We start from the raw sequence: 15,811 nt of genomic DNA on the forward strand, positions 1-15,811 counted from the left end.
TTGCTGACTTTTTGAGCGCCGCTGCCCGATTGGACAGCGGCGCTTTCTGTTTGACGGCCCACGCTTGGGCGCAGACTGTCAGGGTTGAAACACGCATGGAGACGGCCATGAACATTCCGGAAAAAATGCAAGGCATCGTAATGATTGGCCATGGCGGGCCGGAGATGTTGGAGTGGCGCGAGGACTTGCCGGTGCCAGAGTTGTGCACGGGCGAAGTTCTGATCCGCGTCAACGCAGCTGGCGTGAACAACACTGACATCAATACGCGCATCGGATGGTATTCCAAGGGGGATGCCGACGCAGATGATGCTGCATGGAACGGGCAGGCGCTGTGCTTCCCGCGCATCCAAGGGGCGGATGTGTGTGGCCACATCGCTGCTGTTGGCGAAGGAGTTGATCCCGCACGCTTGGGCGAACGGGTCTTGATTGAGCCGTCCCTTCGCCAGGCAGACGGCAAGGATTTGGACAGCCCGTGGTATTTTGGCTCCGAGACCGACGGCGGCTTCGCGCAGTTCACGCGCGTCGCGTCGCGCCATGCCTATCGTGTCACAGCCGATTTGACCGATGTAGAACTGGCGTCCTTCCCATGCTCTTACTCCACAGCGGAAAACATGTTGACGCGGGCTGGCGTCAAATCGGGCGAGACAGTGTTGGTCACGGGCGCGTCGGGTGGCGTCGGGTCGGCAGCAGTGCAGCTTGCGCGGGCGCGCGGGGCGCGTGTCATCGCCGTGACTAGCCCGTCTAAATCGCAAACGCTGATGGACCTCGGCGCATCAAAAACCCTGACGCGTGACGATGACTATGTGGCTGAATTGCGAGCGAGCAGCGTGGATGTGGTGGTTGACCTTGTGGCTGGCCCGAAGTGGCCTTCGCTGTTGGACATTCTGCGATCTGGCGGGCGCTATGCCGTATCCGGCGCCATTGGTGGACCGATTGTCGAGTTGGACGTGCGCACGCTCTACCTCAAGGACCTGAGTTTCTTTGGCTGCACCAATCTTGAGCCTGAGGTTTTCGGGAATCTCGTGAGGCTCATCGAGGCTGGGGACATCAAGCCGCTTGTGGCCGAGACCTACGGCTTGCGCGACATTGACAAGGCTCAAGAGGCATTCCAAGAGAAGAACCACATCGGCAAGATCGTTCTAAAGGTCGATTAAGCGGAGGGACGCGAAAACCGGACCTTTGTCAGAAAACTGTTGTGGGACTCAGGCAAATAGATGCCAACTTGAGGGATGAACAAAGGGGATCTGATATGACACAGCTGACACTCGACCGCCGCCACTTCCTGATGGGCACTGCCGCTCTGATCGCAGTTCACCCGTTTTCTGCCCGCGCAGCCGCCAATCAGGCGCATTTGCGGATCATGGAGACGACCGACCTGCACGTGCATGTCTTCCCCTATGACTATTATGGCGACAAACCTGTGGACACTGTGGGTCTTGCCCGCACCGCGTCGATCATCGGTGACATTCGCGCGGAGGCCACGAACTCCATGCTCATCGACAATGGCGACTTCCTGCAGGGCAACCCGATGGGTGACTACATCGCCTATGAGCGCGGCATGAAAGAGGGCGACATGCACCCCGTCATCCAAGCAATGAACACCGTCGGCTTTGATGCATCGACATTGGGCAACCACGAATTCAACTACGGGTTGGAGTTCCTGACCAAGGCGCTGTCAGGGGCTGACTTCCCGGTCGTGTCCGCCAATATCGTCAAGGAAATGGGAGCGGAGCCGACCAAGGACAAAACCCTGCTGCCACCATACGTCATTTTGGACCGCACCGTGACCGACGGGGAGGGCAACAGCCACCCGATCAAGGTGGGATTGATCGGCTTTGTTCCGCCGCAGGTGATGAACTGGGACCGCAAGCATCTGGAAGGAAACGTGCAGGCGCGTGACATCGTGGCTACCGCCAAAGCCTATGTGCCGATGATGAAAGAGCAGGGGGCCGATATTATCATCGCGCTCAGCCACTCTGGCATCGGGGCGGCGGATCACACGGACGGGATGGAGAACGCGTCCGTGCCGCTGGCGATGGTCGATGGCATTGACGCGATCCTGACCGGGCACAGCCACCTTGTTTTCCCCGGCCCGAAATTCGCAGAGTTTGCTGGCGTCGACGCCGAGAAGGGCACAATCCACGGTAAGCCCGCCGCGATGGGCGGGTTCTGGGGCTCGCACCTTGGGGTGGTGGACCTGATGCTGGAGCGGTCCGGCAATGAGTGGAAAATTGTCTCCCACATGTCGGAGGCGCGGCCGATATCGAAGCGCAACGAAGACCGTTCAATCACAGCTCTGGTTGAAAGTGACGAGGCTGTTCTGGCCTCGGTTGCCAAGGAGCATGAAGAAACGCTCGCCTATGTGCGCCGCGCTGTGGGCAAGACCGACGCGCCGCTGCATAGCTACTTTGCCTTGGTGGCGGATGACCCATCCGTGCAGATCGTCTCCAACGCGCAGGTCTGGTATATCGCTGACCAGTTGAAAGGCACCGAGCATGAGGGGTTGCCGATCTTGTCTGCCGCAGCGCCGTTCAAGGCGGGTGGTCGTGGCGGGCCGGAGTATTTTACCGACGTGCCTGTGGGAGACGTGGCGATCAAGAACGTGGCTGACCTCTACCTCTACCCCAACACGGTGCGTGCGGTGCGCGTGACAGGGGCGCAAGTGAAGGACTGGCTGGAGCGTTCCGCCGGCATGTTCAACCAGATCACAGCGGGCGAAGGCGATCAGGTTCTGCTGAATCCTGAATTTCCCAGCTACAACTTCGACGTGATTGACGGTGTCGAGTACCAGATCGACCTGTCGCAGCCGTCCAAGTTCACGTCCAAAGGCGAGCCTCTGAATCCGGATGCGAGCCGCATTGTGAACTTGACCTTCGAGGGCAAGCCAATCGATCCTGCGCAAGAGTTCATTATCGCGACAAACAACTACCGCGCGTCGGGCGGCGGCAGCTTCCCCGGCACGGGCGACACGATCGTGTTCGAGGGGCCTGACACCAATCGCGACGTGATCGTGCGCTATATCGTGGACAAGGGCACCGTGAGCCCGCGGGCGGACGCCAACTGGACCTTCGCGCCCTTGGCCGACACGTCTGTGCTGTTCGACACGGGTCCTGCGGCCAGCAAATATATCGGTGATGTCACCAGCGTAAAAATTGAAGCTGCGGGCGAAGGTCCAGATGGTTTCGCCCGCTTCCGCATTACGCTTTGAAAAAGCCTAGTGAGCGGCGGTGCCAACCGGATCCAGAAGGGCGCGACCGCCGTCAACTGTCATGATCTCGCCGGTGATAAAGCTGGAGCCGGGAGAGCATAGAAACTGAACAGCGTCTGCCACTTCGGTGGCAGGGGCGATCCGGCCCATCGGTGTGTGGGCAACGATATCATCGCGCAGGTCTACCGTTGCCTTCAGCGAGTTTTTCAGGCTGGCGCTCATGACAGAGCCGAAGGCCACGGCATTGACGCGGATGTGGTGCGGCGCAAGCGCGATGGCCATTGTGCGCGTCATCTGGTCCAGTGCAGCGCAAGAGATCGAATACCCCATCAAACCGGGGCGCGACCGGCGTGCAGCGATAGAAGACAGGTTTACGATGGAGCCGGCCATTTCACCTTCTTCGGCGTCTTCGGCTTGTTTGATCATGCGTTTCGCAATCAACTGGCTCAGTCGCAGGCCCGACATCAGGTTCTGTTGCAGCAGATGCTCGACCGAGTCGTCTTCGTCATCCAACGGATCCGTGGGCATCACCTGACGGGAGGCGTTCACAAGAATATCCACGCGGTCAAATGCATCGATGGTCGCGGAGAGCAGATTTGCCTGACTGAGCTTCTCGCGGAGGTCGCACGAGAAGATGCGAGCAGTGCTATCCTCGCCAGCGACATCGCCCATTTCAGCGCGGAGCTGCTCTTCGTCGCGATCGGCCATCATCACGTTGGCACCCTCTGCAATGAAGTGGCGGGCGATGGCCAGACCGACGCCATTGGCGGCACCGGTGATAATTGCGGTCTTGCCTGCGATGGAAAACGACATGGGTATGGCTCCGATTGAATTACGTCAGAATAGGGTGATTCAGCGCTTCGTGCGAGTGCTTTGCGAAGTCGTCATCGGGCGGCGGGCGCAGATCACTTTGAAGCCCGCTGTTTGGGCGATTGTGTCAACTTGGCCGAAACGTTCGTTGAGGGTTTGCTCGTAGGGCAAGTTGCGGTTGGCAACCATCCAGAATTGGCCCTTTGGCATCAGCATGTCGGCCGCGCGTCGGATAAACATCTGCCCCAGCTCCGGCGCAGGTTTGCGACCGACATGAAACGGCGGGTTGGAAACCACTGCAGCGTAGTTGCTGCCGACATGATACGTCACGTCGCCCCAGTGGAATGTAGCGCGGGGATCGGTGATGTTGAGCTTAGCGGCCTCCAAGGCGTGATGGTCAGCCTCGACAAGGTCGAGCGATTTGACGCCCTCCGAGGACAGGATTTTGCGCGAAAAATATCCCCAGCCCGCGCCGAGATCAGCCACGGGGCCTTTGAAGTCTGGCAGATGTTGGGCCAGCAGCGCAGAGCCTTTGTCCACGCCATCTGCGGAAAACACCCCGGGATAGGTGACAAAACCGCTTTCAAGGGTGATGGGTTTGGCCGTCCAGTCAGTCAGGTCGGGCTGCGTGTCGGGACGCGTGAACCAGAACAGCTTACCGTGAGCCTTGGAATAGACCTCCACGCCGCCGAACCGCGCACGAACAGCCTTGAGTACGGATTCAACACCGTCGGTCTTCGCGCCCTCAACAGCGACGATGCCTCCCGCTTGGGTCAGGTTCACGGCTTGAGCCAGCAGGTCGAACGTCGCGGGCTTGGAGCGATGACACATCACCAGACTGGCAGCGACAGGGGTCTCTGCCGTGACGGTGACCGAGAAACCGCGCGAGGCCAAAGCTTTGTGATCTGGGTAAAAGCTTTGGCTGAGGTGCAGGCGATCGGCTGCCGCGAAAGACATGTCGCTGTCGCCAGACGCGTTCAGCACGGCAAGCGCACCATCGGGAAGGCTCAGCAGTTCTTGTGCTAGAGCCAAGGAAAAGCGGGTATCTGTCATAGGGGGCGGCAGGCGCGGGGCCTACTCTTTCTCCATCGTGCATTGCAGCGGATGCTGGTTGCGGCGGGCGAAATCCATTACCTGCGCCACTTTGGTTTCAGCAATTTCAAAAGCGAACACGCCGACAACGGCGAGCCCTTTTTTGTGCACGGTCAGCATAATCTCTACCGACTGGGCGTGATTGAGGCCGAAGAATCGCTCCAGAACCAGAACGACAAACTCCATCGGGGTATAGTCGTCGTTGAGTAGCATCACCTTATACAGAGGAGGACGCTTGGTCTTTGGCTTCGTCTTTGTGGCGACCGAGGTGCTGCCCTCGGAATCGTCATCGTTGTCAGACATGGTGATCTCGAACGGGGTCACTTTTGGCTTTCCCTTGCGGCGGCAGGCTTTCGGTTGGAGAGCCCTACTATATAAGCGACATATGAGTCCAGAAAAGGGGGGCATCGCGTCAAATGGTTCACAAGATCACGACAATCGGTTTCGATGCCGATGATACCCTATGGCAGAACGAGGAATTCTTCCGCCTGACCCAAGACCTTTTCTATGACTTGCTCAAGGATTACGCGGATCCGGAACATCTGGCGGGCCGTCTTCTGCAATCCGAACGCAAAAATCTAGGCCATTACGGATTCGGTATCAAAGGCTTCATGCTGTCGATGATCGAGACAGCGATTGAGGTGACGGATCAAAAGGTGCCGGCTTCGGTCATTCAGCAGATTGTCGAGGCGGGTCAGGAGATGCTGCGCCATCCGATCCATTTGCTTCCGCATGCACAAGACGCGGTTGAAGCACTTGGGCGCGACTTTCGCTTGGTGTTGATTACCAAAGGTGACCTTTTGGACCAAGAGCGCAAGCTGGCGCAATCAGGTCTGGGAGAGATGTTCGACGCGGTAGAAATCGTAGCTGACAAAACGCCCCAGACCTATATCCGCGCCTTCATGCGCCACGGAAACGGACCTGACCGTGCGGTGATGGTGGGCAATTCCATGAAATCCGACGTGGTGCCCGCAATTGAGGCGGGGGGGTGGGGCGTGCATGTTCCAGCCAAGTTCGAATGGGAGATCGAAAAGGCGGAGGCCCCTGTGGAGCATCCACGATTTCGGGTCCTGCGCAACCTGAGCGAACTGCAGCCGTTAATTTCAGAACTTGCGTGAACGAACCTTCAGTTCGTTTGCGGCAGGACCTTTCCGGGATTCATGATGTTATCGGGGTCAATGGCAGCCTTCACCGCGCGCATGACCGCCAGCGCCACCTTGTCTTTGCGGCGGGCCATTGATGGCTTCTTGGTTAGCCCAATTCCGTGTTCGGCCGAAAAGCTGCCACCAAGTGACAGAACCACATTCTCTACGGTTTCGGTCAGCAGGTCGATATGCTGCGGGTCGCCTTTGGTGGGGAACATCAAAAAGTGAATATTCCCGTCGCCGAGATGGCTGACTGATGTGTGCAGTGAATCGGGATCTAGGGTCGCCAACCTCGCATCGATCCGCTGGAAAAAGTCCGCGACCTTATCCACGGGAACGCAGATGTCATTGTTGATCATTGGCTTGCGGATCAGCATCACCTCGCCCGCCGCCTCGCGACGTTCCCACATCTCGCGCCGTTGCGCTTCGTTTTGGGCGACAACCGCGTCGACGACCCGACCGTCTTCCATCATCTGTGCCAGAGTGTTCTCTAACAGGGTAACCACCGGAACGGTGCCGTCGGGAAGTTGGTCAGCAAGGCTTGGCGCTGTCGCGCCTACCTCTACCATAATGTTGATGTCGTGGCGGTTCTCGAAGGGCGCGCGGGCTTTGGGGAACATCGTCAGGTGGTCAGTCACGTAAAGCGCATCCATGTACTCAAATGCCTCGACCAAACCGCCTGTTGCGGCTTGCAGGTCATTCAGCAAGGTCAGCGCATCGGGAAAGTCCGGAACCGCGACCATCGCCGTGGCATAGGCGCGCGGCTTTGGGAAAAGTTTCAAAACTGCAGAGGTGATCAAGCCCAATGTGCCTTCGGCGCCAATCATCAAGTCTTTCAAGTCGTAGCCGGAGTTGTCTTTGTGCAATTCGCTCATCAAGTTCATGATCTGTCCGTCCGGCATCACGACTTCCAACCCAAGACACAGACCGCGCGTCGAGCCATAGCGCACGACGTTCGAGCCACCGGCATTAGTGCTGAGCGCGCCGCCAATCATCGCAGACCCTTTCGCGCCGAACGTCAGCGGGAACACCAGATTATGAGCGTCCACTGCGTCATGGATCGACGACAGCACTGCCCCCGCACCCACAATCGCTATGCGCGCATCGGGACGGATTTCGCGGATCTGGTTCAACCGCTCCATCGATATCATCACTGCATCTTTGGCATAGGTTCCGCCCGCAAGGGACGTGTTTCCGGAAACGGGAACGATTGCGGTTTTCGTCGCAGCACAGGCTTTGACCACGGCGCTGACTTCTTCGGTGGAGGCAGGACGCACAACTGCAATGGGTGTCGCGCGATAATTGCCAGTCCAGTCATGGTCATACTTCGAAGTATCGCCATCAAGCAGGACATGGGCGTCGCCCACGATTTCGCGCAGATTATCAAGCAGTGTCATGGGGTGCCTCCGGTTTCACAGGGAAGTTCTCTTGCAACGGGTGCTATGGCAAGTCCGAAACCTGAGATTCCCGCTTGACCCCGACGCCGCGTTTTCATATCTCCCGCCCACTGGCGTTATAGCTCAGTTGGTTAGAGCGAACGACTCATAATCGTTAGGTCCCTGGTTCAAGTCCAGGTAACGCCACCAAATAAGCCCGCGGAAGCTGCGAAGCCTCCGCGGGTTTTTTTGTTGCCGCACTCACCTGTCACCGGTGATTACAGGATGAACTGCGGTGCGGGGAGGCCCCGCAAAAGGGTTTCAATGGCATAGGTCTTGCCCGCGTCTGGCTGCGCATGCCGTTTGGCGGCAGACAATCCTTGCAAGGCGGAGGTCGCAAACAGGGTGGTCATATCCGGCCCACCCAAGGCGGGGCAGGTGATATGGTCGGATGGCATCGAAAAGCTGCCCTTCAACACGCCGTTAGGGCCGTATTGTGCGACTTTTGCAGCGCCCCAGAGGGCGATCAGCACATCGCCGTCATCGGTGGTAATCGCGCCATCCGGGTTCAGGCTTTCCTCGCTAAGATCGACAAACCGTGTCGGCGCGCCTCGCGGCCATCCGTCATGGTCCAAAGCGACCTGCATCACACGAGAAAAATATGTGTCGGTGAAGTAGGCCGAGCCGCCGTCAGGAGAGAAGCAAATTGCATTCGAAATGGTGATCGGCGCAAACAGTCGGCGCAGCTCGCCCTTGTAATATCGGTAGATCGCGCCCGCATCCAGCTCGGCGTTCTTGCCCATAGTGCCGATCCAAAAGCCGCCATACGGGTCGACCCGCCCATCATTGGAGCGCGTGACGCTGTTATCCGCTTCCAGATCAACTAGCTTGGTTTTCGCAAGCGTGCCCAGATCGAAGGTGAAAAGTGATGTCTCGCCGGCGATGATCAACAAGGTCTCTGTGATCCAGCCGATTGCCGAGATGTGTTCGTCAAACGCCCATTCGTTCCCGTCGTCGCACAGCAACCGACGCCCGATGATATCGCACCAAAAAAGCTTGTTTAGTTCGGGGTGCCAAAAGGCACCTTCGCCCAGAATGCAGGCGCGATCGTCATGTATCATGCTACTCACTCAAAAACTGCGCTGTGTGTTGCGTGGTGCAGGCCTGTCGCAGCCAGCGCGTTGCAGACAGGCGGGATTTCATGTGCGGAGATCGGTCGTGAACAGGCGTTCATGCCACAAGCTCCCTATAAGCGGCGAACAACCCCTTCAGGGTTGCTTCATTGGCGTCGCAAGCTGCGGGTTCGAACCCTTGGGCAGAGAGCGCTTTGGCGTAAAGCGTGTTTAGCGCAGGGGTGCCGATCAGAACAACAGGCTGACCCAACCAATAGGGCCGTGCCGCTGCCAGTTCCAAACCGAGCAACACGCCTGACAATCGCGCCCGCGAGACGGATGGGTCTGCCCCATACAGCAGGTCAACAGCGCGGACTTTGAACAGTTGTGTGGCGACGGCTTCGGGGCGGCTTATGGTGTCCGCGATGGCGCCTACGAATGCCTCGTGATCCAGACCGCCGCCATCGCCGATGGAATGGCGCAGCACTGATTGGTGGCTGAGCAGGTCAAACATCTCACCGGTCATGAAGGTCTGAAAAGACACGACTTCACCGGCACTGATATGTGCCCATTTCGTATGCGTTCCGGGAAGGCACAAGATGCCGTCATATTCAGGATTGTCGGCAAGATAACCCGCGATCTGGGTTTCCTCGCCGCGCATGACATCGGCAGATCGCTCTTGCTTAAGACCGGGTAGAATATGCATCGCGATACGGCGATCGCGGCAGGGTATGGTGTGGAGCGTGCCCAAAGGCGTGGTGGGAACAGCGCGATAGGGCGCTTCACCCCAGCCTTGGCGAGAGCCGACCATACCGCAGGCAATCACAGGTGTTTGCCCGCTGCCGAGCCAGAGCGCGATATGCGACAGTAAAGTTACCTCGAATTCGTCCGGCGCCACATCGGACATCCCTTGATCCGACCCGTTTTCGGCCAGAACTTCCCCTTCGGCGGTCATCGCCCAAACCCGCAGATTTGAGGTCCCCCAATCGACGGCAATCCAGTCGGGATATGTAATCTCTTCAGACATCAAACAGTTACTACCACATCAATAAGTATGACCAAGCGCAGAGTTGTCATTGCGGTCGTGAAGCTGCCCTTGGGTAACATACCATTCGCGAGGCGTTGATTGCCCGAACCCAAATTGCGCAAAACCGAGGCACGTAAGTGGCGCAACCTATAGAACTGTCCTTGCAGGCAGAACGCGGGTCGGTTTTGTTAGGCGCAGATTTTGACGTAGCTCGCGCACCGCGCGCTGCGATCGATTTGGGAGGAACGAACCCGTGAAATTTGGAGAGATGCCCGACGGAAGCGAAGTCTCGCGGCATCGCATCGAGGGCGGCGGCCTTGTGGCGCATGTCCTGTCCTTCGGGGCCGCGGTGCAGGAGCTAACCCTGTCAGGGCACGAAGCGCCGCTGACGCTGGGATTCGAAGACCTCGCGTCCTATCTGGTGGACGACTCCTATTTTGGCGCGATCGTCGGTCGCTGCGCCAACCGGATTGGTCAAGGGCAGTTCAAGATTGACGGCACGGCTTATCAGGTCGACCGCAATTTCGAGGGCAGGCACCATCTGCATGGCGGATCCGAGGGTGCTGGTCGGCGTAACTGGATCGTTGAGTCCGTCGCGCAGGATCGCATCACGTTACGTCTTGATCTGGCGGATGGTGAAATGGGCTATCCAGGCAATATGACCGCCCGTTGCACCTACGCTTGCTTGGACGGTGGGGTTCTCGATGTAAGGCTTGAGGCGAAAACGGAAGCCCCGACAGTGTGCAATTTCGCGCATCATTCCTATTGGAATTTGGATGGCGGTCCGACAACGCGAGACCATGTTATGCAGATCAATGCGGACAGTATGACCGACGTTGATTATGATTTTATCCCGACAGGTCAAAGCCGTGACGTGACCGGAACGCGTTATGATTTTAGGGTCGAGCGGCCCATTCATGACGAGGTCTTCATCGACAACAACCTGTGCCTCTCTGATGAGCGGCAGGCCCTGCGCCGGATCGGGTCCTTACGCTCGCTGAAGTCCGGCGTGTCAATGGAGATACGCTCGACGGAGCCCGGTCTTCAGGTCTATGATGGCTTCAAGCTGGCGCCTGCCTCACGCGGCCTTGGTGGTCGGGTTTACGAGGCCAATGCAGGCATTGCGCTGGAGCCGCAACTTTGGCCAGATGCCATCAATCAAGAGGGTTTTCCAAACGCGATCCTGCGCCCCGGAGAGACCTATTCACAACAGACGCAATTTTCGTTTTCCAAAGGTAACGCACTATGAGCTATTCGAAATATCTGAAAGAGGCCAATTTCATCGGAGGCAGTTGGGTCGGCGCTGACAGTGGCGACACGATTGATGTGACGAACCCCGCAACAGGCGAGGTGATTGGCACGGTTCCAGCCTGCGGAGACGTTGAAACGCGCCGCGCGATCGATGCCGCGGCAGAGGCGTTTGACGGCTTGGCTGGTATGCCTTTGATGGAGCGCGTTGGGCTCCTGTGGAAGCTTCATGACGCGTTAATGGATAACCAGAAGTCGCTGGCTGAACTGCTGACCGTGGAAATGGGCAAGCCGATGGCTGAGGCGATGGGCGAAATCGGGATCGGCGCGCAATATGTGCGCTGGTTCGCCGAAGAAGTCCGTCGGGCCAAGGGTGAGATTGTGCCCGCGCCGAGCAATGGCCGCCGTTTCTTGGTCACCAAACATCCGGTTGGGGTGGTTGGCATGATAACCCCTTGGAATTTCCCGTCGTCAATGCTGGCCCGCAAGATTGCTCCGGCCTTGGCTGTCGGCTGCACCGTGGTCGCCAAGCCTGCAACTGCGACGCCCTATAGCGGACTGGCATGGGGCGCGTTGGCGGAAGAGGTCGGCTATCCGAAGGGGGCGGTCAACGTGCTCACCGGTTCCGCCCGCAAAATCGGTGGGGCAATTATGGACGACCCGCGCGTTCGCAAAGTGACGTTCACCGGCTCAACCGAGGTTGGCAAAGAGCTGATCCGCCAATCGGCTGACACGGTGAAAAAGCTCTCCATGGAGCTTGGCGGCAACGCCCCCTTCTTGGTGTTCGATGACGCCGATGTGGACGCCGCAGTGTCGGGCGCGATGGTGTCGAAATTCCGCAACTCTGGCCAAACCTGCGTCTGCGCAAACCGCATCTATGTGCAAGACGGCGTATATGACGCGTTCGTCGAGAAGCTGAAAATTGCGGTTGAGAACCTCAAGGTAGGAGACGGTCGCGAAGCAGGGGTTGAGCAAGGCCCACTGATTGACATGGATGCGGTGGAGAAGGTTGAAGAGTTCATTGCTGACGCCAAAACCAAGGGCGGCACAGTCGTCACGGGCGGCAGCCGTCATGGCAACGGTCATAGCTTCTTTGAGCCAACGATTGTGACTGAGGCCACGCAGGATATGAAATTCGCCAAAGAGGAGATCTTTGGACCGCTGGCGCCTGTATTCCGGTTCACGGATGAGGATGACGCGATTGCATGGGCGAACGACACAGATTTCGGTTTGGCGTCCTATGCTTACACCCGCGACATTGGCCGTATCTTCAAGTTGAACGAGAAGCTTCAGTACGGGATGATCGGCATCAACTCTGGCCTGATCACCACCGTTGAAGCGCCGTTTGGCGGGGTCAAGGAAAGTGGTCTTGGCAAAGAGGGCGGTAGCCAAGGACTCGAAGACTATCAGGACGTCAAATACACTGCCGTGGATTTCTGATCTGGTTAGCTCGCTCATCGGTGAGGGGCTGAGAAGGGGCGCGGGTGCGCCCCTTTTTCTTGCGTTTGATCATGTTTGTGGCAGGGTGCGCCTATGAGATCGCCTGTTATTGACAACCTTCAATATGTGAACTGGTCAGAGACCGCGTTTCGCCAGCTTCGGCTGGGCGGTGTTGACGCGATCCATGTCACCATTGCCTACCACGAAAGCTTTCGAGAAGCGGTGCTGAACGTCTCGCAGTGGAACCGCTGGTTTGAGCAATACCCGGACCTGATAGTGCGCGGCACCTCGGCGGCTTGCGTGCGGCACGCCATGGAAACAGGACGAACTGCCGTGTTCTTCGGGTTCCAAAATCCGTCACCGATCGAAGATGACATTGGGCTGATCGAGGTTTGGCATCAGCTTGGCGTCCGCTTCATGCAGCTAACCTATAACAACCAGTCTTTGCTGGCGACGGGTTGCTACGAGGACGATGACTCGGGGCTGACACGTTTCGGCAAGCAAGCCGTTGAAGAGATGAACCGCGTTGGAATGGTGGTCGATATGAGCCACTCTGGCGACCGCTCCACGCTTGAAGCGATTGAACATTCCCGCCGTCCTATTGCGATTACCCATGCGAACCCGAAATGGTGGCACAATGCGTTGCGCAACAAATCCGACGACGTGCTGAAGGCGCTAACTGGCTCGGGTGGGATGCTGGGATTTTCGATGTATCCGCACCATTTGAAGGACGGGCCGAACTGCACCTTGGTCAGCTTTTGCGAGATGATTGCGGAGGCGGCGACGCGCTATGGCGTCCAGAACTTGGGGATTGGCTCTGACCTGTGTCAGGACCAACCCGACAGCGTGGTGACTTGGATGCGCAACGGCCGCTGGTCAAAGCAGATGGATTACGGCGAAGGGTCTGCAGATCATGCAGGCTTTCCACCCCAGCCTGACTGGTTTGCCGACAATCGAGATATGCCGAACCTGACAGAAGGTCTGCGCAAGGTCGGCTTCTCGGAACTGGAGGTCGAGGGCATTATGGGCGCAAATTGGCTTCGATTTTATGAGGCGTCATTCGGGCCCGAAGCATGACAATCGCCTTGCCGCCACAAGAACCGCTTCGCAGCCCCGACGAGGTCATGCGGCTGGAGCGTATGGGGTCGATGTTCCCTTCGCGAATGAGCTTTTTGCGGGTTTTGATGCGGCGACTTGGTGCAGAAGACGCGAAAGTCATTCGCCCAGTTTGGCAGATAAGCGAAGAGGGCTTTGGTCATGCTGTCTATGCGTTAACGCTTGGCGGGCACGTCTATTCGCTTGTCGCGTTCTCAAACCGACTAGATCCCGATGAGCGCACGGACCGCGTTATTGCCCAAGCGTGGGACGCGGCCTTCGTGCTCTATGACGGCACGCCCGATGACGCTGAGATCCAAAGGCTGAGGGAGAACGCGCCAAAGCAGGAAGCGGGGCGGTTTTCTGAGCGCGATCTCGTGTTGAGTCGCGCCAACAAATCCGTGCGTCTGTTCGCCGAAGTAACCAACGCTCTACGTGCGGGGCGTCAGCCGGACGCCACGTTGATTGGCCAGATCGGCTATCTGATGCGCACAACCGCCGTTTACGGCAACGGAAAGTTTGGTATCGCAGATCGGCAAGTCATAGCGGAACGCCCGGGATTGGAAGGGCCCTTTGCCGCCGAAATGCTGACAGTCTGGCTGATCCGAGGGTTCACGCATGACTTGGTGGAGCATGTTGGCGGAGCCACACTGGACCGCAACTTGAAGCGCCATCTTGGGATTGGAAACTCTACTGGGCTGGGGATGGCACCCTTTTTGGTGTCCCACCCCGAATTATTGAATAACTGGATGATCGCCCGCGAAACGGCACTTGCACGCGTGCGAGCGGTGGCGACCCTGACCGAAACGCAGCGGGTGCGTATGACAGAGCTGGCAGAACGCGCCTCGCGGCACTTGCAGCAGTGGAACGTTCCTGATGCGGATCAACAGGCCCGGATCGAATGTCTTCGCCGCGACTGGGCCGATTTGATGCCGCAGCTCAACGCGTTACTGGATCAGCGGAAACCGCTCGACCAGTTGGTGCGGGCGTCTCAGGTTCTGTCCGTCGAATGTCAGGAATTGGTAGTTTCGCTTGTTCTGGAACCCTTCGGGGATTTGGTCGACGGTTTGACTGACTGCATGGGCGCTGGGCCCGCCTTGCCATTGGATGCACGCATGGATGTAGCCGCATTGCGCGCGACACTTCAGGCGAATTGTGGTTGGGCGCTGAACTACAACTTTGACGACCCGCGTGAGGTTGCCCAGTTCTGGTATGTCAGCGAGGAGAAACAAGAGCCTCGTTTGGGGCTTAGGCATGAAGAACCGGGAGGCGATCTGGAAAGCCCGCTGGACATCGCGCGTCAGTTACAAGCTTTGGCGGCTGCACTGGATGGCGAGGATGGTAGCCTTGCGGATTTCTTGCGGTCAAAGCCGCAGCACCGTGACGCTGCGCGGCGGGTGCAGCTTCTAATGACGCATCCCTACTCGGAGATACGTGACAACCTGATCTGCGACCGATGCAGACCGATAGACATGTTGCGCTGTAAACTATCGTTTTTCGGGGCTGCAAAATTTGATCCCAAATCGGACAGGTGGACCCGTATCACATTGGCGCAGGGCGCGCCGCTCCATGACGAGTTGGGCAACGCGGATGACTGGTGGCTGCCGGTGTTTGACGCATGAGTTGGATTGCATCCTTTCTTGCCGCTGGGCCTGACTACCCTGCAGAGCGGCGGTCTGTGGCAGAGGTGCAAGCGCTGCTGCTGAAGGCAGGACTGGGTGCGAAACTGCCGTTAGGCCACGCGCAGGATTTTGCAGGTATGGCAGAGCTTTTGATGTGTGACCCGAAGCTATTTGCGATTGCCGCCGCAGCATTGGAAGGCCCTCACGTGCCGGTGCGCTCTGAGGGCACGCCAGAGCATCTTGTGATTGACGAAGCGCGGATCGCGATGGCGGCACCGGCCCTGACCGATGCCTTCGTTTGCGGCGCGGAAAGGGTAGTCTTGCATGATCTGGATTGGCCGCAGTTGCTTTGGCCGGTTCTGTTGCGCGCGGAGCGGGTCTATGGCGTCCGCGCAGAGATTCATCGGCCTGATGCACGCACAGTTATGATCGCGAAATCCACGAAGGGTTTGCCGCAGCTTGGGCCGGCCCAGCCTGTGCCGTTGGTGCCGTTGGAGCATTTGGCGGTACTGGCCGCGCGGACATTCGTCCCATCTTCCGAGGCCTCTCGAATGTCGGGAGCAGGCGCGGGCTTGCAAGACAACGACTAGAACAAAGCAGACCTTCGGGTTTCTTGAAAGTATCGCCGTATCCCTG

14 protein-coding genes and 1 tRNA gene are annotated in these 15,811 nt (G+C 58.2%); 9 read left to right on the forward strand and 6 right to left on the reverse strand.

Annotation, left to right across the window (positions count from 1 at the left end; all coding sequences use genetic code 11):
* Positions 1–107 precede the first annotated feature (107 nt).
* Positions 108–1,154, forward strand: coding sequence for an alcohol dehydrogenase family protein (locus BM352_RS04710; RefSeq protein WP_090213150.1), 1,047 nt, complete (start codon positions 108–110; stop codon positions 1,152–1,154).
* Between the two features lie 95 nt (positions 1,155–1,249).
* Complete coding sequence (locus tag BM352_RS04715) at positions 1,250–3,208, forward strand: bifunctional 2',3'-cyclic-nucleotide 2'-phosphodiesterase/3'-nucleotidase (protein ID WP_090213153.1); 1,959 nt, start codon at positions 1,250–1,252, stop codon at positions 3,206–3,208.
* 6 nt (positions 3,209–3,214) lie between these two features.
* Here BM352_RS04715 and BM352_RS04720 read toward each other — a convergent pair whose 3' ends face one another.
* Genes BM352_RS04720 through clpS form a run of 3 tightly spaced genes read right to left on the reverse strand, consistent with a single transcriptional unit; the run spans position 3,215 to position 5,413 of the window.
* Positions 3,215–4,021, reverse strand: a complete 807-nt coding sequence (locus BM352_RS04720; protein ID WP_090213155.1) for an SDR family NAD(P)-dependent oxidoreductase — start codon at positions 4,019–4,021, stop codon at positions 3,215–3,217.
* Positions 4,022–4,060: 39 nt separating this feature from the next.
* Positions 4,061–5,071, reverse strand: a complete 1,011-nt coding sequence (locus tag BM352_RS04725) for a class I SAM-dependent methyltransferase (protein WP_090213158.1) — start codon at positions 5,069–5,071, stop codon at positions 4,061–4,063.
* A 21-nt stretch (positions 5,072–5,092) separates the two neighbouring features.
* On the reverse strand, positions 5,093–5,413 hold the full coding sequence (gene clpS, locus BM352_RS04730) for an ATP-dependent Clp protease adapter ClpS (protein WP_090219854.1): 321 nt from the start codon (positions 5,411–5,413) through the stop codon (positions 5,093–5,095).
* Positions 5,414–5,526: 113 nt separating this feature from the next.
* Here clpS and BM352_RS04735 point away from each other — a divergent pair, with 113 nt between their 5' ends.
* Positions 5,527–6,228 carry an HAD family hydrolase gene (locus BM352_RS04735; RefSeq protein ID WP_090213160.1) on the forward strand — a complete coding sequence of 234 codons (702 nt, stop codon included), beginning with the start codon at positions 5,527–5,529 and terminating at the stop codon, positions 6,226–6,228.
* An 8-nt stretch (positions 6,229–6,236) separates the two neighbouring features.
* Here the strand turns inward: BM352_RS04735 and BM352_RS04740 are convergent, their stop codons facing one another.
* A complete protein-coding gene (locus tag BM352_RS04740; protein WP_090213165.1) occupies positions 6,237–7,652 on the reverse strand; it encodes an FAD-binding oxidoreductase in 1,416 nt (471 codons plus the stop codon).
* Between the two features lie 112 nt (positions 7,653–7,764).
* On the opposite strand from BM352_RS04740, the gene BM352_RS04745 reads away from it, so the two are divergent.
* A tRNA-Met gene (locus BM352_RS04745) sits at positions 7,765–7,841 on the forward strand.
* 68 nt (positions 7,842–7,909) lie between these two features.
* Here the strand turns inward: BM352_RS04745 and BM352_RS04750 are convergent.
* On the reverse strand, positions 7,910–8,752 hold the full coding sequence (locus tag BM352_RS04750) for an SMP-30/gluconolactonase/LRE family protein (protein WP_090213168.1): 843 nt from the start codon (positions 8,750–8,752) through the stop codon (positions 7,910–7,912).
* A gap of 109 nt (positions 8,753–8,861) precedes the next feature.
* Positions 8,862–9,770 (reverse strand): 2-dehydro-3-deoxygalactonokinase, encoded by a 909-nt coding sequence (locus tag BM352_RS04755; protein ID WP_090213171.1) that lies wholly within the window; start codon positions 9,768–9,770, stop codon positions 8,862–8,864.
* Between the two features lie 253 nt (positions 9,771–10,023).
* Between BM352_RS04755 and BM352_RS04760 the strand changes: the two genes are divergently transcribed.
* The 5 genes from BM352_RS04760 (at position 10,024) to BM352_RS04780 (ending at position 15,765) form a co-directional block, all read left to right on the forward strand.
* The gene (locus tag BM352_RS04760; protein ID WP_245780914.1) at positions 10,024–11,019 is read left to right on the forward strand and encodes an aldose epimerase family protein; all 996 of its coding nucleotides are present in this window, start codon (positions 10,024–10,026) and stop codon (positions 11,017–11,019) included.
* A complete protein-coding gene (locus BM352_RS04765; protein ID WP_090213173.1) occupies positions 11,016–12,458 on the forward strand; it encodes an NAD-dependent succinate-semialdehyde dehydrogenase in 1,443 nt (480 codons plus the stop codon). Before BM352_RS04760 ends, BM352_RS04765 begins: the two co-directional genes overlap by 4 nt.
* Before the next feature lie 93 nt (positions 12,459–12,551).
* Positions 12,552–13,535, forward strand: a complete 984-nt coding sequence (locus BM352_RS04770; RefSeq protein ID WP_090213175.1) for a membrane dipeptidase — start codon at positions 12,552–12,554, stop codon at positions 13,533–13,535.
* Complete coding sequence (locus tag BM352_RS04775) at positions 13,532–15,175, forward strand: hypothetical protein (protein WP_090213178.1); 1,644 nt, start codon at positions 13,532–13,534, stop codon at positions 15,173–15,175. Before BM352_RS04770 ends, BM352_RS04775 begins: the two co-directional genes overlap by 4 nt.
* Positions 15,172–15,765, forward strand: coding sequence for a hypothetical protein (locus tag BM352_RS04780; RefSeq protein WP_090213180.1), 594 nt, complete (start codon positions 15,172–15,174; stop codon positions 15,763–15,765). The genes BM352_RS04775 and BM352_RS04780 overlap by 4 nt, the downstream gene beginning before the upstream one ends.
* The last annotated feature ends 46 nt before the right edge of the window (positions 15,766–15,811 follow it).

The sequence above is a fragment of the Litoreibacter janthinus genome (genome assembly GCF_900111945.1).
GTDB classification, from domain to species: domain Bacteria; phylum Pseudomonadota; class Alphaproteobacteria; order Rhodobacterales; family Rhodobacteraceae; genus Litoreibacter; species Litoreibacter janthinus.